The 15410-nt window shown below is 59.5% G+C and carries 17 protein-coding genes and 3 pseudogenes; 12 read left to right on the plus strand and 8 right to left on the minus strand.

The window, feature by feature from the left end; genetic code table 11:
• Positions 1 to 120: 120 nt before the first annotated feature.
• Positions 121 to 780: a glutathione S-transferase family protein gene (locus ACIP66_RS17735; protein WP_400649542.1), complete on the minus strand. Its 660-nt coding sequence runs from the start codon at positions 778 to 780 to the stop codon at positions 121 to 123.
• A 123-nt stretch (positions 781 to 903) separates the two neighbouring features.
• Between ACIP66_RS17735 and ACIP66_RS17740 the strand changes: the two genes are divergently transcribed.
• The 3 genes from ACIP66_RS17740 (at position 904) to ACIP66_RS17750 (ending at position 4661) form a co-directional block, all read left to right on the plus strand.
• Positions 904 to 1194, plus strand: coding sequence for a hypothetical protein (locus ACIP66_RS17740; RefSeq protein WP_053124965.1), 291 nt, complete (start codon positions 904 to 906; stop codon positions 1192 to 1194).
• Positions 1195 to 1390: 196 nt separating this feature from the next.
• The gene (locus ACIP66_RS17745) at positions 1391 to 1636 is read left to right on the plus strand and encodes a TIGR02647 family protein (protein WP_008084565.1); all 246 of its coding nucleotides are present in this window, start codon (positions 1391 to 1393) and stop codon (positions 1634 to 1636) included.
• A 181-nt stretch (positions 1637 to 1817) separates the two neighbouring features.
• Positions 1818 to 4661 carry a class I adenylate cyclase gene (locus ACIP66_RS17750; protein WP_400649545.1) on the plus strand — a complete coding sequence of 948 codons (2844 nt, stop codon included), beginning with the start codon at positions 1818 to 1820 and terminating at the stop codon, positions 4659 to 4661.
• A 7-nt stretch (positions 4662 to 4668) separates the two neighbouring features.
• Here ACIP66_RS17750 and rnk read toward each other — a convergent pair whose 3' ends face one another.
• The 3 genes from rnk to cyaY all read right to left on the minus strand — a co-directional run bounded on the left by rnk (position 4669) and on the right by cyaY (position 5868).
• Entirely contained in the window at positions 4669 to 5088 is a 420-nt protein-coding gene (gene rnk / locus ACIP66_RS17755) for a nucleoside diphosphate kinase regulator (RefSeq protein ID WP_053124969.1), read from the minus strand.
• 194 nt (positions 5089 to 5282) lie between these two features.
• Positions 5283 to 5531 carry a DUF1289 domain-containing protein gene (locus ACIP66_RS17760; RefSeq protein ID WP_400649548.1) on the minus strand — a complete coding sequence of 83 codons (249 nt, stop codon included), beginning with the start codon at positions 5529 to 5531 and terminating at the stop codon, positions 5283 to 5285.
• 4 nt (positions 5532 to 5535) lie between these two features.
• Entirely contained in the window at positions 5536 to 5868 is a 333-nt protein-coding gene (gene cyaY, locus ACIP66_RS17765) for an iron donor protein CyaY (RefSeq protein ID WP_400649551.1), read from the minus strand.
• 327 nt (positions 5869 to 6195) lie between these two features.
• Here cyaY and ACIP66_RS17770 point away from each other — a divergent pair, with 327 nt between their 5' ends.
• The 6 genes from ACIP66_RS17770 to ACIP66_RS17795 are packed head-to-tail and all read left to right on the plus strand — an operon-like array spanning position 6196 to position 10796.
• Positions 6196 to 6369 carry a lipoprotein gene (locus ACIP66_RS17770; protein WP_082341500.1) on the plus strand — a complete coding sequence of 58 codons (174 nt, stop codon included), beginning with the start codon at positions 6196 to 6198 and terminating at the stop codon, positions 6367 to 6369.
• Positions 6370 to 6378: 9 nt separating this feature from the next.
• Entirely contained in the window at positions 6379 to 7626 is a 1248-nt protein-coding gene (gene lysA, locus ACIP66_RS17775; protein WP_159814397.1) for a diaminopimelate decarboxylase, read from the plus strand.
• Positions 7627 to 7629: 3 nt separating this feature from the next.
• Complete coding sequence (gene dapF / locus ACIP66_RS17780; RefSeq protein ID WP_053124973.1) at positions 7630 to 8460, plus strand: diaminopimelate epimerase; 831 nt, start codon at positions 7630 to 7632, stop codon at positions 8458 to 8460.
• A 13-nt stretch (positions 8461 to 8473) separates the two neighbouring features.
• Positions 8474 to 9199 (plus strand): DUF484 family protein, encoded by a 726-nt coding sequence (locus ACIP66_RS17785; RefSeq protein WP_064116398.1) that lies wholly within the window; start codon positions 8474 to 8476, stop codon positions 9197 to 9199.
• Between the two features lie 2 nt (positions 9200 to 9201).
• A complete protein-coding gene (xerC, locus tag ACIP66_RS17790; protein ID WP_053124977.1) occupies positions 9202 to 10101 on the plus strand; it encodes a tyrosine recombinase XerC in 900 nt (299 codons plus the stop codon).
• Positions 10098 to 10796 carry an HAD family hydrolase gene (locus ACIP66_RS17795; RefSeq protein WP_400649555.1) on the plus strand — a complete coding sequence of 233 codons (699 nt, stop codon included), beginning with the start codon at positions 10098 to 10100 and terminating at the stop codon, positions 10794 to 10796. The genes xerC and ACIP66_RS17795 overlap by 4 nt, the downstream gene beginning before the upstream one ends.
• A gap of 143 nt (positions 10797 to 10939) precedes the next feature.
• Here the strand turns inward: ACIP66_RS17795 and ACIP66_RS17800 are convergent.
• The 4 genes and pseudogenes from ACIP66_RS17800 to glnK all read right to left on the minus strand — a co-directional run.
• A pseudogene (locus ACIP66_RS17800) lies at positions 10940 to 11161 on the minus strand (hypothetical protein); the annotation flags it as partial.
• Positions 11159 to 11542, minus strand: a pseudogene (locus tag ACIP66_RS17805) (secondary thiamine-phosphate synthase enzyme YjbQ); the annotation flags it as partial. The pseudogenes ACIP66_RS17805 and ACIP66_RS17800, both read right to left, overlap by 3 nt.
• 216 nt (positions 11543 to 11758) lie before the next feature.
• Positions 11759 to 13096 (minus strand): ammonium transporter, encoded by a 1338-nt coding sequence (locus ACIP66_RS17810; RefSeq protein ID WP_016985874.1) that lies wholly within the window; start codon positions 13094 to 13096, stop codon positions 11759 to 11761.
• 38 nt (positions 13097 to 13134) lie between these two features.
• Positions 13135 to 13473 (minus strand): P-II family nitrogen regulator, encoded by a 339-nt coding sequence (glnK, locus tag ACIP66_RS17815; RefSeq protein ID WP_400649559.1) that lies wholly within the window; start codon positions 13471 to 13473, stop codon positions 13135 to 13137.
• Between the two features lie 414 nt (positions 13474 to 13887).
• On the opposite strand from glnK, the gene ACIP66_RS17820 reads away from it, so the two are divergent.
• From ACIP66_RS17820 to ACIP66_RS17830, 3 genes and pseudogenes are all read left to right on the plus strand, one after another.
• Positions 13888 to 14148, plus strand: a complete 261-nt coding sequence (locus ACIP66_RS17820; RefSeq protein WP_008086041.1) for an accessory factor UbiK family protein — start codon at positions 13888 to 13890, stop codon at positions 14146 to 14148.
• A 359-nt stretch (positions 14149 to 14507) separates the two neighbouring features.
• Positions 14508 to 14741: pseudogene (locus ACIP66_RS17825) on the plus strand (phage antirepressor protein); the annotation flags it as partial.
• Positions 14742 to 14925: 184 nt separating this feature from the next.
• Entirely contained in the window at positions 14926 to 15390 is a 465-nt protein-coding gene (locus ACIP66_RS17830; RefSeq protein WP_082341502.1) for a hypothetical protein, read from the plus strand.
• The last annotated feature ends 20 nt before the right edge of the window (positions 15391 to 15410 follow it).

Consider the following 15410-nt stretch of genomic DNA (forward strand, 5'->3'; position numbering starts at 1 on the left):
TCTCCCACAGTCTGTACTGGGCTAACAGTCAGAAGCTGGCTTTTGGTCCCACCCACCCCTTCGAGTCCTACCATACAAGCGGGCTTGCTCGCGAAGGCGTCCTTCACAACACTACAAATCTCACTTCTTGGCAGCGATCATCGCCAAAAACGCTGGCATCGCCACTTCTTTGTCCGCCGCAATCTTCTGCACATGCGGATTCTGCTCAAGCCGCTCCAGCAGCGCCTTCGCCTGCGGCATCTCCGCCAGCAAATCGATCCCGAACAGTTTATGCCCGACCGCACAGGCCAGCGGCACGCTGTAGAGGAAGTACAAATCGGCAATGCTCAGACTGTCGCCCGCCACGTACGGGGCGAATTTGCCATGACGACCCAGTGCGGCAAAACCCAATAGCAATTCAGACTTGGTCTTTTCCTTGATCGCGTCCGGCATGGTCATGCCGAAGAACGCTTCGCCGTAGCAGGCGCGGCCCGGCAATTCGATGTACAGCTCGATTTCCTTGGCAATCGCCAGCACTTGCGCACGTTCGAACGGATCGCTCGGCAGCAGCGGTGTGCCTTTTTGGGTCTGTTCGAGGTATTCGAGGATGATCGCCGTTTCGTTGATGAAACCGGCGTCCACGCCCAGCACCGGGACTTTGCCGCGCGGGCTGATGGCCAGTGATTCCGGGGTTGGCGTCGGGTAGAAGGTGACCTCTTCGAACGGCAGGCCTTTTTCCAGCAGCGCCAGTTTGACCATGTTGTAGTAGTTGCTGACTGAGAATCCGTAGAGCTTGAGCATCACATAGCCTCCAGGCCGTGCGGGGTGGGCAGTGCCTGTTTATAGATCGCTCAGGCCAATCCCGCCAGCAGCATCACGCCGCTGAATGCGGGTAAACTGGCGCCTTTCCTTGAGGAGCCTGCCATGAGCGAGCCGACAGACATCGACAATGACAACGACGAAGAAGAGTTCACCGAAGCGACGTTGATCGAAGCCATCGAAAACCAGATCGAAAGCGACAACCCGCCGGCCGCCAAAGCGACGTTCAACAAACTGACCCTGGTCGGCGTTGAGCGCGAAGAAATCCTCAATCTGATGGCCCACGTGCTGGCCTACGAGATTGACGCGATGCTCGATGAAGACCGCGCATTTGATACTGAATGGTACGAAGCGGCCCTGCGTGCACTCCCTGAGTTGCCACCAGAAAAAGCCTGAGATCAAAAGATCGCAGCCTTCGGCAGCTCCTACACAAACCCCCTGTAGGAGCTGCCGAAGGCTGCGATCTTTTTTATGGGGACTACACTGGAATCCGCCTCACGACAAAATCCCTGATCTGAGCACTGGACATGCCGCAAAAGCGGGTTCACCTTAGGGGCGCTGTCGTCTAATTCCTAGAAAGTCTGGAGTCCTTATGTCGCTTACCCCTGAGTTGGTTGCCGAACTGGAAGTCCTCGCACTCTTTCCCCTGGACAGTTCCCAGGAAGGTTTGAAAATTCATCAGACCGCTGCCCCGAAACATATCTCTGCCGCTAAACGCCTCTTTGAAAAAGACCTGACGGATCAGCCCGATGGCGGTTATCTGACCAGCCTCGGTCGCGATGCTGCGCAAAATGTGCAAACCGTGCTGACCATTCTGAGAGAGCAAGAAACCGCCTGATTCCCCCCGACTTCGCCCACGGAAACTCCTGCCACGGGATTTCCGCGGGCCTGTGCGGGCGAAACGATAGAAATCTGACGTCAAAAACAAATTCAGCTTAAAAGTCCCGCTGCCCTAAGGCTAAACTGCCCGACATTCCGAGACCCTCTACGTCCGAGCCTGCGAGCCGGTTTGAGCTGACATGACGCGCACCCACGAAATCCGCCCCGACCTGGACGAGGGAATTGACCGCAAGGTTCTCAGCCAGCTGCGCGCGCGGTTTCTCAAACTCAATGAAGGCCGCCTCGGCCGTGCCCTCGAAGGGTTGTCGCCACGCCAACAGAGCGTGCTGACGCTGTTGCCGCTGTTCTTCCACGTCAATCATCCGCTGCTGCCGGGTTACGTCTCGGGCAGTGCGCCGGCCGGCCTGTCGAATTACGAGCCGGACGCCAATGTGCTCGCTGAAGCCCAACGCCTGACTCGCTCGTTTTCTTATAAGCCGCGCCACGGCAGCAACCCGCCGCGTCCGATTCACGGCCTGTTCCTGATGGGCAGCCTCGGCACGCTGGCGCAGGCCGATCAAAGCGACATGGACGTGTGGGTCTGCCACGCGCCGGATCTGAGCGAAAGCGAACTCAGTGAGCTGAGCAAGAAATGCCAGTTGCTCGAAGCCTGGGCCGCGAGCCAGGGCGCCGAGGCGCATTTTTTCCTGATCGACCCGGTGCGCTTCGTCAAAGGTGAACGCGACAACCAGCTCAGCTCGGAAAACTGTGGCACTACCCAGCACTATCTGCTGCTGGATGAGTTTTATCGCACGGCGATCTGGCTGGCCGGGCGCACGCCGATCTGGTGGCTGGTGCCGGTTTACGAAGAAACTGCCTACGACGTTTACACCCACACCCTGCTGTCGAAACGTTTTATTCGCGCCGACGAAACCCTCGACCTCGGCCATCTGGCGACGATTCCGCCGGGAGAGTTCATCGGCGCCGGTTTGTGGCAATTGTTCAAAGGCATCGAGTCGCCGTACAAATCGGTGCTCAAACTGCTGCTGACCGAGGTCTACGCCAGCGAGCATCCGAAAGTGCAGTGCCTGAGCCTGCGCTTCAAAAAAGCCGTGTTCGCCAATCAACTGGATCTCGATGAGCTGGATCCGTACATGGTCGTGTACCGGCGCATCGAGGAATACCTCAAGGCGCGCAATGAGCCGGAGCGTCTGGAACTGGTGCGGCGCGCGCTGTACTTGAAGGTCAATCGCAAGCTCACCGGCAACAGCCGCACGCAGAGCTGGCAGCGCTCGCTGCTCGAACGTCTGGCCAGCGAATGGCATTGGGATCAGCGGCAGCTGGCGCTGCTCGATAGCCGCAGCCAGTGGAAAGTTCGTCAGGTCAGCGCCGAACGCCGTGCGCTGGTCAGCGAGCTGAATTACAGCTATCGCTTCCTGACCCAATTCGCCCGCACCGAGCAAACCGTCAGCCTGATCAACAAGCGTGACCTCAATGTGCTCGGCCGACGGTTGTACGCGGCGTTTGAACGCAAGGCCGACAAGGTCGAGTTCATCAACCCCGGCATCGCCCCGGACCTGGCCGAAGACACCTTGACGCTGGTGCAATCGCGCAACAAAAAGGAACCCGGGCAAACCCAGTGGGGCCTGTACAACGGCAGCCTCACCGCGCAGGAATGGGAGCATTTCGCGCCGATCAAACGCAGCCGCGAGCTGCTTGAACTGCTGACCTGGAGTCATCGCAACGGCGTGATCGACAGCAGCACGCGCCTGGCGCTGCACCCCGGCACCAGTGACATGAGCGAGTTCGAACTGTTCAACCTGCTCGGCAGCCTGCAACAGTGCATCGCCCTGCCCTTGCCCACGGTCGACGAAATCCCGTTGCTGCGCGCCGCAGTGCCCAGCGAAGTGCTGATGCTGGTCAACGTCGGCATCGACCCGCTCAAGCATCACCGCGACCTCAACATCCTCATGACCACCGAACGCACCGACTCGCTGAGCTACGCCGGCGTGCGCGAGAATCTGGTGCTGACCCTGGATAAGGTCACGCTCAACAGCTGGAACGAAGTGCTGGTCAACCGTTTCGACGGCCCACACGCCTTGCTCGACTGCCTGCGCGACTACCTCAACAACCTGCCGCGCGGGCCGCAGCAGCCGAAATTAAAGGTGCGCTGCTTTTGTCATAACCGCGCACAGTTCATTGCCCGCCGCGTCGAAGAGATCGTCGACACCGCGCAGAACCTGCTGCTCAGTGGCCTGAATCATCGCTACCTGATTCAGGTGCAGCAGCACTATCACGTTTTGGAATTGGTGGCGGGCCAGGTCAACCACGTCGCCCTCGCCACGCTGCCGGCGCTGCTCGATTACCTCGGCGAAGAACAACCGCGTTATAGCCCGCTGCATCTGGATCCGATGGCGCTGGAAGAGCACGACCTCGCCTTGATCCTGCCGATGGGCCAGCCGGAATGCATTCAGGTGTTCTACCGGATCACTGAGCAACAGGCCGAGTTGTACGTGCTGGATGAATTCAATGCGCTGTGGCTGCAGCGTTTGCCGTATCACGATGAGCAAAGTCTGCTGGTGCCGTTGCAGCGCTTTCTGCAATCGATCCTGTTCCGCCGCGAAGCCGTGCTGCCGATGGACGCAGGCCCAGACGCTGCCCTCGAAACTTTGTATTACCAGTTATTGCCTTCGGGCCCCGGGCGCGCGCGACGGGTCGAAGCACGGCCCGCGCCGCAGACGCCAGTCAACAAACCGTTCTACGACGTGCAGGCGATCGTCGGCAAAGCCGCACCGGGTGAAGTGCAGGTCACTTTGTATTGCAATCAACGGGAATTCAGCGAGCTGGAACATGGCGACCAGCTGTTCAGCGTGGTCGCCCGGGAGATCGTCGAGCAGCGTCGCGAGACCGAGCGCTACCGCTGCTACATCACCGACCTCGACCTTTCGGGCCTGCTCGGTGACGGGCAGAGTTCAAGCAATTTGTATCTGCGCTACAAGGCTGACCTGGAGCGCGCACTGAACGAGGCGCTCGAACAGGTCTGAGGCAGGGTTACTCGGGGAACGCGCCACCGTTGGCCGGTTGCGATTCGACTTCGAGCAAGGTCAGTTTGAGAGTCTTGCCACCCGGTGCCGGCCAGTCGATGTGCTGACCGACTTTCAGGCCCAACAGCGCACTGCCGACCGGCGCCAGAATGGAGATCTTGCCTTCATCGGCGTTGGCATCCTTGGGATAGACCAGCGTCAGGTGGTAATCCTTGCCACTGCCTTCTTCGCGGCAATGCACGCGCGAATTCATGGTCACGACATCGGCGGGCACTTCATCGTGGCCGACCACGGTGTCGGCGCGATCCAGTTCGGTTTGCAGCGCAATCACGCCCGGCGCAGCCTGGTCTTTCTCGTTCAGGTTGTCGATCAAGCGCTCCAGACGTTGCACGTCCAGACGGGTAAGGGTGATGGAAGGTGCGGTCATGATCCGGGCAGTCTCCTTTCTTCTGCACATAAAAAGCAAAACCCCGCCAAAAAAGACGGGGTTTTCACCGTGCCTCGGTGGTTTGAGGCGTCTGCGGACACTATCACAGCTCAAAAAATATACAAGCCACCCACCCGACACCCCATTGTAGGAGCTGCCGCAGGCTGCGATCTTTTGCTTTTAAAGGTTCAAGATCAAAAGATCGCAGCCTTCGGCAGCTCCTCCATTGAGGAATTGCGGCGCTCGGTGGCTTGGGCGCAGATGACCCGCCGGCGCTGATCGTCTGCCGAGCGCCATTCGCGAATGTCTTCAACATGCCGAAAGCAGCCCAGGCAAACCTTCTGCTCATCCAGCCGGCAAACCCCGCTGCACGGCGAAGGCACGGCCGCGCTGACATTGCTGTAAAGCGGCTTCGGCGGACGAACAGGAGCGGTATCAGTCACGGAATCACAGACCTTCGAAATCGAAATCGGCGCCGGCCTGCTGCTTGACGATGCGCTCGAGCATTTCGCCCAGTTGCTCTTCGCTCTTGTCGCACATCCAGCGCTCGCTTTCTTCGTCGTAGTCGAAGTGGAAACCACCGGACACGGCCGCCAGCCATAGCTGACGCAGCGGCTCCTGACGGCTGAAGATCAGCTGCGAGCCGTTTTCGAACTTGACGGTCAAGACACCAGCCGAGCTCTCCAGGTCGATATCCAGGTCACTTTCATCAAAGATGTCTTCCAGTTTTTCCTGGGTTTCATCGACCAGATCGTGGAAACGGGCTTCGGACAAACTCATTGCGGCAACCTCAAAAAATGTTCTGATCAGGCTCAAGCGCCGAAAGATACGGACGCTTCCGGCCGATTGCAAAGATTAACGACCAAGCACCTGCCGGCCCATCAACACCGAACCCTGTGGGAGCGAGCTTGCTCGCGAAAGCGGTGTGTCAGGCAGCAAACATATCGAATGTGCCGGCCTCTTCGCGAGCAAGCTCGCTCCCACAGGTATTACATGTATCCAACCGGTATCCAGCAAGCCCCGCCGGACGGGAAGGCCATCACATAGGCAAGCTGCCGGGTGGCCGGTATACTCCGGCGCAATTAACGCATTTTCAAGGATTTCGCCATGAAGCGCCTGATCTCTTCCCTTGCTGCGCTCGTCGCGGTTGCCTGCCTTGTTTCGGCCTGCGGTCAAAAAGGCCCGCTGTACCTGCCCGATGACACTCAGGATCCGGCCGAGCAAGCCAAATCGTCGCAAAAACAACCGGCTTCCAAAGCACACAAGCACGACGTTTATTAAGGGATCGCCATGGACGCTTTTAACTACCGTGGCGGGGAGCTGTTTGCGGAAGGTGTGGCGCTGTCCGCCATCGCCGACCGCTTCGGCACCCCTACCTACGTTTACTCGCGCGCACACATCGAAGCGCAGTATCTGGCTTACGCCGATGCGCTGGCCGGCATGCCGCACCTGGTCTGCTTTGCGGTCAAAGCCAACTCCAACCTCGGCGTTCTGAATGTCCTGGCCCGTCTCGGCGCCGGTTTTGACATCGTTTCCCGGGGCGAGCTGGAACGCGTCCTCGCCGCTGGCGGCAGCGCTGACAAGATCGTGTTCTCCGGCGTCGGCAAGACCCGTGATGACATGCGTCGCGCCCTCGAAGTCGGCGTGCACTGCTTCAACGTCGAATCCACCGACGAGCTCGAGCGCCTGCAAGTCGTGGCTGCCGAGCTGGGCGTTCGTGCGCCGGTTTCGCTGCGAGTGAACCCGGACGTCGATGCCGGCACCCACCCGTACATTTCCACCGGTCTCAAAGAGAACAAGTTCGGCATCGCCATTGCCGACGCCGAAGACGTGTACGTGCGCGCCGCGCATCTGCCGAACCTGGAAGTGGTCGGTGTCGACTGCCACATCGGTTCGCAACTGACCACGCTGCCACCGTTCCTCGATGCGCTCGACCGTCTGCTGGATCTGGTTGATCGTCTCGGCGATTGCGGCATTCACCTGCGCCACATCGATCTCGGTGGTGGTTTGGGCGTGCGTTATCGCGATGAAGAGCCGCCATTGGCTGCCGACTACATCAAAGCCGTACGCGAGCGTCTCAACGGTCGTGATCTGGCGCTGGTGTTCGAGCCGGGCCGTTTCATCGTTGCCAACGCCGGCGTGCTGCTGACCCAGGTCGAGTACCTCAAGCACACTGAGCACAAAGACTTCGCTATCGTCGATGCGGCGATGAACGACCTGATCCGCCCGGCGCTGTATCAGGCGTGGATGGACGTTACCGCGGTCAAACCGCGTGATACTGCTGCGCGCAAATACGACATCGTCGGCCCGATCTGCGAAACCGGCGACTTCCTCGCCAAGGATCGCGAATTGGCTCTGGCCGAAGGCGATCTGCTGGCCGTGCATTCGGCCGGCGCCTACGGTTTTGTGATGAGCTCCAACTACAACACCCGTGGCCGTGCCGCTGAAGTGTTGGTAGACGGTGATCAGGCTTTTGAAGTGCGTCGCCGCGAGACCGTGGCCGAGCTGTTTGCCGGCGAAAGCCTGCTGCCGGAGTAACCCATGCTGCTGCGTTTTACTAAAATGCACGGCTTGGGCAATGACTTCATGGTTCTCGACCTGGTCAGCCAGCACGCGCATATTCAGCCAAAGCACGCCAAGCAATGGGGCGACCGCCACACTGGCATTGGTTTCGACCAATTGCTGATCGTCGAGGCGCCGAGCAATCCGGACGTGGATTTCCGTTATCGGATCTTCAACTCCGACGGCTCGGAAGTTGAGCAGTGCGGCAACGGTGCGCGCTGCTTTGCGCGCTTCGTGCTCGACAAGCGTCTGACCGCCAAGCGGCAGATTCGCGTCGAGACCAAGGGCGGCATCATCGAACTGGACGTGCGTAACGACGGCCAGATCGGCGTGAACATGGGCGCCCCGCGTCTGGTGCCGGCGGACATTCCGTTCGACGCACCGGCGCAAGCCATCAGCTATCAACTGGAAGTCGATGGCACCACGGTCGAACTGGCCGCTGTGTCGATGGGCAACCCTCACGCGGTACTGCGCGTGCAGGACATCAACAACGCGCCAGTGCATGAACTGGGGCCGAAAATCGAACATCACCCGCGCTTCCCCGCGCGCGTGAACGTCGGTTTTCTCCAGGTCATCGACCGCAACCGCGCGCAACTGCGTGTGTGGGAACGTGGCGCCGGGGAAACCCAGGCCTGCGGTACCGGCGCATGTGCGGCGGCGGTCGCGGCCATCAGTCAGGGGTGGATGGATTCGCCGCTGTTGATCGACTTGCCCGGCGGGCGTCTGTCCATTGAATGGGCAGGCCCTGGCCAACCGGTGCTGATGACCGGTCCGGCAGTGCGTGTATACGAAGGACAAGTGCGTCTTTGAGTGAGCAAAAACCATGACCGATAAGCCTCAGGTACCCGCCCGACAGTCCGACGAATCAGCGTCCGAAAGCCTGGAGGCGGCAGCGGTTGCTGCGTACCTTGAGGCGCATCCGGACTTCTTCGTCGAGCACGAAGAACTGCTGCCCGCCCTGCGCATTCCACACCAGCGCGGCGACACCGTTTCGCTGGTCGAGCGGCAGATGACCATCCTCCGTGATCGCAACATCGAGATGCGTCACCGCCTCTCGCAGTTGATGGACGTCGCCCGCGACAACGATCGCCTGTTCGACAAAACCCGTCGCCTGATTCTTTCTCTGATGGACGCCGCCAGCCTCGAAGACGTGGTGATCAGCGTCGAAGACAGTCTGCGTCAGGATTTCCAAGTGCCTTTTGTCAGCCTGATTTTGCTCGGCGACAACCCGGCACCGGTTGGCCGCTGGGTCACCCACGCCGACGCCCAGGTCGCCATCGGCGGCTTGCTCACCGAAGGCAAAAGCGTCAGCGGCAGCCTGCGCGAACATGAGCTGGACTTCCTCTTCGGCGAAGAACAGCGCAAGCAGATCGGCTCCACCGCCGTCGTCGCGGTCAGCCATCAAGGCATCCACGGCATTCTGGCGATCGCCAGCCGTGATCCGCAGCACTACAAGAGTTCGGTCGGAACGCTGTTCCTCAGCTACATCGCCGAGGTCATGGGCCGCGTGTTGCCACGGGTCAACAGCTCCCTGCGCTCGGTACGCTGAGCATGGAACGACAACTGGACGCTTACTGCGAACACCTGCGCAGTGAGCGACAGGTGTCGCCGCACACGCTCTCGGCCTACCGCCGCGACCTCGATAAAGTCCTCGGCTGGTGCATCAAACAGAACATCGGCAGTTGGGCCGCGCTGGATATTCAGCGCCTGCGCAGCCTTATCGCCCGTTTGCATGCGCAAGGCCAGTCCTCGCGCAGCCTCGCCCGGTTGCTCTCGGCGGTGCGTGGGCTTTATCACTATCTGAATCGTGAAGGTCTTTGCGACCATGATCCGGCGACAGGTCTGGCGCCACCGAAAGGCGAGCGCCGCTTGCCGAAAACCCTCGACACTGACCGTGCTCTGCAACTGCTGGAAGGTGCGGTCGAGGATGATTTTCTCGCGCGTCGGGATCAGGCGATTCTGGAGTTGTTCTACTCCTCCGGTCTGCGCCTCTCCGAGCTGACCGGGCTTAATCTTGATCAACTTGATCTGGCCGATGGCATGGTGCAAGTCCTCGGCAAGGGCAGCAAAACCCGTCTGCTGCCGGTAGGAAAAAAGGCCCGCGAAGCCATCGAACAATGGCTGCCATTGCGCGCGATGACCAACCCGGCGGACGACGCCGTGTTCGTCAGCCAGCAAGGTCGACGCCTTGGCCCGCGAGCGATTCAGGTGCGGGTCAAATTGGCCGGCGAACGCGAGCTCGGGCAGAACTTGCACCCGCACATGCTGCGGCACTCCTTCGCCAGCCATTTGCTCGAATCCTCGCAGGATCTGCGCGCGGTGCAGGAATTGCTCGGCCACTCCGACATCAAGACCACGCAGATCTACACCCACCTGGACTTCCAGCACCTGGCGGCGGTCTACGACAGCGCCCATCCACGGGCCAAACGCATGAAAGGCGACGATTCATGAGCATCCAGTTGATCACCTTCGACCTCGACGACACCCTGTGGGATACCGCCCCGGTGATCGTTAGCGCCGAAGCGGTATTGCGCGAATGGCTGAGCGAACATGCGCCGAATCTGGGCGCGGTGCCGGTCGAACATTTGTGGGCGATTCGTGAGCGTGTGCTGGCCAAAGAGCCGGGGCTGAAACATCGGATCAGCGCGCTGCGTCGGCGCGTGTTATTTCATGCGATGGAAGATGCCGGCTACGCCCATGGCGAAGCCACCGATTTGGCAGACAAGGGTTTTGAAGTGTTTCTGCATGCGCGGCATCAGATCGAAGTGTTTCCTGAAGTCGAGCCGGTGCTGGAGATTCTCGCCAATCATTACGCCCTTGGCGTGGTCACCAACGGCAACGCCGATGTGCGTCGATTGGGCCTGGCGGATTACTTCAAGTTTGCGCTTTGTGCGGAAGATATCGGCATCGCCAAACCGGACGCGCGGCTTTTTCATGAGGCTCTGCAACGCGGTGGCGCCACCGCCGAAACCGCCGTGCACATCGGCGATCATCCGGGTGATGACATTGCCGGCGCACAACAGGCGGGGTTACGGGCAATCTGGTTTAACCCGGCGGGTAAAGCCTGGGAAGCGGATCGTCTGCCGGACGCCGAAATCCGCAGCCTCAGCGATTTGCCAGCCGTGCTTGCACGCTGGAACCGCTGAAAAGATCGCAGCCTTCGGCAGCTCCTACAGGGGAACGCATTCCAATGTAGGAGCTGCCGAAGGCTGCGATCTTTTGATCTTTTCATCACCCATGAAAAAGCCCGCAGCGACGGCGGGCTTTTTCAGCAAGCAAGCGGCACGCCTCAGATAGGGCGGCTACCGTACTTGTTGTCCGGCTTCTTCGGAGGATCGGCGACCACATTGGCCTCCACTTCCTGCACTTTTCCGCCGCGCGACAGGAACTCTTCCATGGCCTTGGCCAGGGCGTCGCGTTCCTTGTTCTTGGCTTCAATGCTCGGCAACTCATCTACCGACACCGCAGCCTTGGCTTTGCCTTTGGCAGCCGGGGCCGGCGTATCGTCACCGCCATGATCACGGTGCTCGCCCAGATAAACACCTTGCCAGGTACCCAGTGCCAGTCGCCCTGCCGACACCGGCAGACTGATCTGACAACCAAGCACGCTGGCCTTGAAGTGCGCCGGGAGGTCGTCCAGGCCTTCGTCGTTATGCTCATAGCCGTCTGTTCCTTGTGGGATCAGACGATTGAAAAATCGTTCGAAGTCGCGACGTACCGCCGGATCGGCGTTCTCGTTGATGGTCAACGACGCCGAGGTATGCTGCAGCCACAAATGCAACAGACCGACCCGGCACTCCCTGAGTTCAGGCAGGCCAGCGAGTAACTCGTCCGTTACCAGATGAAAGCCCCGGGGCCGTGCCCGCAGGGTAATCAGAGTCTGTTGCCACATACAGTTCTCCGCACGTTCGGGGCGCATTCTAGCGCGCTCTGGGAAAAAACAAAGGCCCTAATACGCGTGCAATGACGTAAGCGTTTGGCCGGTGAAAAACCGTCGTCGTAAACACGACTAAAGGCGTACGAAAAATCCTTTCAGCCTGTCGCTTAATGACAAATCCCGGACAAAAAAATGCCCGGCGAACCGGGCAATTTTTTTCAGTGCGCGTACTTACAGGTTGTAGCCGCGTTCGTTGTGTTGTGCCAGATCGAGGCCGACCGATTCTTCTTCCTCGGTCACACGCAGACCCATGACGGCGTCCAGCACCTTGAGGATGATGAAGGTGACGATCGCGGTGTAGATCACCGTGAAGCCGACGCCTTTTACCTGAATCCAGACTTGCGCGCCGATATCGGTGACGGTGCCGAAGCCACCCAGAGCCGGCGCAGCGAAGACACCGGTAAGGATCGCGCCGAGAATACCGCCGATACCGTGTACGCCGAACGCGTCCAGGGAATCGTCATAACCGAGTTTGCGTTTCAGGGTGGTGGCGCAGAAGAAGCACACCACGCCTGCGGCCAGACCGATTACCAGTGCGCCCATCGGGCCCACGGTGCCGGCAGCCGGAGTGATCGCGACCAGACCGGCAACCACACCCGAAGCAATGCCCAGTGCGCTTGGCTTGCCGTGGGTGACCCATTCGGCAAACATCCAGCCCAGCGCCGCCGCAGCGGTAGCGATTTGGGTGACCAGCATCGCCATGCCGGCAGTGCCGTTGGCCGCCGCAGCGGAACCGGCGTTGAAGCCGAACCAGCCGACCCACAGCATCGCCGCGCCCATCAGGGTGTAACCGAGGTTGTGCGGAGCCATCGGGGTGGTCGGGAAGCCTTTACGCTTGCCCAACACCAGGCAGCAGATCAGACCGGCCACACCAGCGTTGATGTGCACCACGGTGCCGCCCGCGAAGTCGAGCACGCCCCAGTCCCACATCAGGCCGCCGTTGCCGGACCAGACCATGTGTGCGATCGGCGCGTAAACCAGGGTGAACCAGATGCCCATGAAGATCAGCATCGCGGAGAACTTCATCCGCTCGGCGAACGCACCGACGATCAGCGCCGGGGTGATGATCGCGAAAGTCATCTGGAAGGTGATGAACACCGCTTCAGGGAACAACGCCGCAGGACCGGTCAGGCTCGAAGGCGTGACACCGGCGAGGAACGCCTTGCCCATGCCGCCGAAGAACGAGTTGAAATTGACGACGCCCTGCTCCATGCCGGTGGTGTCGAACGCAATGCTGTAGCCATAAATGACCCACAGGATGCTGATCAGACCGGTAATGGCGAAGCACTGCATCATCACGGAAAGAATGTTTTTCGAGCGAACCATGCCGCCGTAGAACAGCGCCAGGCCCGGGATGGTCATGAACAGCACAAGTGCCGTCGAGGTGAGCATCCAGGCAGTGTCGCCGGAATTGAGGACTGGGGCCGCCACTTCGTCTGCCGCCATTGCAAGGCTTGGCATTACGATGGACAACAGGGCTCCTAGCCCTGCGAATTTACGCAGAGTCATATTGTTTTCTCCTGGGGCGTTGGGGTTTGTGGCGGCGTTTAAATCGCGTCGGTATCGGTTTCGCCGGTACGGATGCGAATCGCCTGTTCCAGATTGACCACGAAGATCTTGCCGTCACCGATCTTGCCGGTGTTGGCCGCTTTGGTTATCGCCTCGATAACCCGATCCAGATCCTTGTCGTCGATGGCCACGTCGATTTTCACCTTGGGCAGAAAAGCGACCACATATTCCGCGCCGCGATACAGCTCGGTGTGACCCTTCTGCCGGCCGAAGCCTTTGACTTCAGTAACGGTAATGCCCTGCACGCCGATTTCGGACAGCGACTCGCGCACGTCGTCCAACTTGAACGGCTTGATGATGGCAGTGACTAGCTTCATGAAAACTCTCTCCCGAATTGGTGGACTTGCCCCAGGAAAACAAACCCGACTCAAGTCTAAGCGCAGTGCCTGGCTTTGTAACGCATCGTCGGCCGTACCTGCCCGACTGACGCCAGCTAACCGCTGCCGACGAAACTCCCCGCTCCGTCTGCCGCACTGCATTCGTCACAGCGACTGCATCAGTGCATGGGTCGAAGGTGACTAAGCAGAAAGCTTGCCATCTCGCCAAAAACCTCTGATTTCAATCCCTTGGCCGCTGTCGCACGCCATCCCGCACAAAACGCTCTGCGGATACGCACAACAACGGTGCGTCGCCGTCCGTCCGCCTGCGCGAAAAGCGTGCATCCCTGACCACGGGATTGACTATAGACACTGCGTGATACACTGCCGGCCATTGTTTCCAGGACATCCACCATGCTCGCGCCCAAAGACTTCCTCGACGCCCTGAGCGGCACCGCCTCCCGCCTGTTCAACGGCGACACCCCGCTGCCGAAAGCCGAAATCGAAAGCCAGTTCAAAATGCTGCTGCAGAGTGCGTTCAGCAAACTCGATCTGGTCAGCCGTGAAGAGTTTGATAGTCAGATGGTCGTACTGGCCCGCACTCGCGCCCGCCTCGAAAGCCTCGAAGCCAAAGTCGCCGAGATGGAAGCCAAGCTGACACCGCCCGCTGAATAATCCGCGCCCCCTGTAGGAGCTGCCGAAGGCTGCGATCTTTTGATCTCCAGCCCTTCAACCATCCCGGCAACGTCCTACAACCTGCACCACCGCCGTCCGATTGCGCCGAAAAGCCCAGGTTTCTAAGCTCACCCGATGCTGAATGTTCAGCAGCGGGTTTGGCGACCCGAACAGCTTAAGGCGCACGACAACCATGATGGCGGCTACATTTACCGCCACATCGTTTCATGGCGGTTGTGCGTGGGAGACCTTCGGGTCTGCCGGGTTCCTTTTGCTCCGGTTCGCCAACCCGCGTACAACTGCCACCCAGTCGTTTGGCGACGATTGAGGGCAGCCCCTTAAGCAAGAGGAACTGCACAATGAATCAAGAAGAGACTTATCTGACCCCGCACCTCTTCACCCGCCACAAACTCCCCCTCCACGCCCTTCTCATCCAGAACCAACCCTGGTTCTGCGCACGAGACCTGAGTCGCCTGCTGCACATCTACCTCAACGAACGCATGCTGCGAAAACTCGACCCCGACCAATACCAAACCCGCAAAACCCTGATCCACAACCAGATCGAAAACACCCTGCTGATCAGCGAATCGGGCAAACCGTTTCGCCGGCGTCCTACAACTATTAGGGCATAACCCTACGAGAATCAGCGTCTGCGCCTGATTCCGTGAGTTCTTCGCTGTGATTAGGCTGATGGCTTTCGCCTGCGCTGGTCGATCCTATTCGTCGAGTTCCAGGCGATACACATTGATCGCCAGACACTCTGGTTCTGGATCCCTCTTGTCTGATCTGCTTAAGCTCAAAGAAAACACGCTGGTTCAGCATCCAGATGGTGGTTACACCTTTGGCACGATCCCCGATATGCCAAAATTCGGCTTGCCAGGCGGGAAGATTTATCTGCGTGTAGGTATCCACCGTCGAGCGAATAGTGGTTTTGGCGTAGTGCACATTTGGGAAGCCCATAGTGCCGATTTGCTCAAGCATGGTTGCCAGACTGCCGATGGGATAGCAGCGATTGTTGCGAAAATGATTGTCCCGGGAGCACAAATCTATTGTGAGTTCAAAGAACAGCGATGTGGAAACAGGATCGCGGTACTGAGGACATCTATGGGAACACTGATTCTTGAACCGCGACACGAGCGCGCCACAGGATTTGGTTACTTCGTGGTGACTTGGTACCCGCAAAAACGCGCACATGGCACGTTAGTAGGGCAGATACCACGAGCACCATCAAATCAGAAATAAAAAAGGCGTCCGATGGACGC

This window comes from Pseudomonas sp. NPDC088429, from assembly GCF_044753305.1.
In the GTDB taxonomy this organism is placed as follows: domain Bacteria; phylum Pseudomonadota; class Gammaproteobacteria; order Pseudomonadales; family Pseudomonadaceae; genus Aquipseudomonas; species Aquipseudomonas rustica.

What these genes read in the sequence shown, in the direction of transcription:
- ACIP66_RS17735 (WP_400649542.1), bottom strand. Translation starts at nt 780, where the DNA reads ATGCTCAAGCTCTACGGATTCTCAGTCAGCAACTACTACAACATGGTC.
- ACIP66_RS17740 (WP_053124965.1), top strand. Translation starts at nt 904, where the DNA reads ATGAGCGAGCCGACAGACATCGACAATGACAACGACGAAGAAGAGTTC.
- ACIP66_RS17745 (WP_008084565.1), top strand. Translation starts at nt 1,391, where the DNA reads ATGTCGCTTACCCCTGAGTTGGTTGCCGAACTGGAAGTCCTCGCACTC.
- ACIP66_RS17750 (WP_400649545.1), top strand. Translation starts at nt 1,818, where the DNA reads ATGACGCGCACCCACGAAATCCGCCCCGACCTGGACGAGGGAATTGAC.
- rnk (WP_053124969.1), bottom strand. Translation starts at nt 5,088, where the DNA reads ATGACCGCACCTTCCATCACCCTTACCCGTCTGGACGTGCAACGTCTG.
- cyaY (WP_400649551.1), bottom strand. Translation starts at nt 5,868, where the DNA reads ATGAGTTTGTCCGAAGCCCGTTTCCACGATCTGGTCGATGAAACCCAG.
- ACIP66_RS17770 (WP_082341500.1), top strand. Translation starts at nt 6,196, where the DNA reads ATGAAGCGCCTGATCTCTTCCCTTGCTGCGCTCGTCGCGGTTGCCTGC.
- lysA (WP_159814397.1), top strand. Translation starts at nt 6,379, where the DNA reads ATGGACGCTTTTAACTACCGTGGCGGGGAGCTGTTTGCGGAAGGTGTG.
- dapF (WP_053124973.1), top strand. Translation starts at nt 7,630, where the DNA reads ATGCTGCTGCGTTTTACTAAAATGCACGGCTTGGGCAATGACTTCATG.
- ACIP66_RS17785 (WP_064116398.1), top strand. Translation starts at nt 8,474, where the DNA reads ATGACCGATAAGCCTCAGGTACCCGCCCGACAGTCCGACGAATCAGCG.
- xerC (WP_053124977.1), top strand. Translation starts at nt 9,202, where the DNA reads ATGGAACGACAACTGGACGCTTACTGCGAACACCTGCGCAGTGAGCGA.
- ACIP66_RS17795 (WP_400649555.1), top strand. Translation starts at nt 10,098, where the DNA reads ATGAGCATCCAGTTGATCACCTTCGACCTCGACGACACCCTGTGGGAT.
- ACIP66_RS17810 (WP_016985874.1), bottom strand. Translation starts at nt 13,096, where the DNA reads ATGACTCTGCGTAAATTCGCAGGGCTAGGAGCCCTGTTGTCCATCGTA.
- glnK (WP_400649559.1), bottom strand. Translation starts at nt 13,473, where the DNA reads ATGAAGCTAGTCACTGCCATCATCAAGCCGTTCAAGTTGGACGACGTG.
- ACIP66_RS17820 (WP_008086041.1), top strand. Translation starts at nt 13,888, where the DNA reads ATGCTCGCGCCCAAAGACTTCCTCGACGCCCTGAGCGGCACCGCCTCC.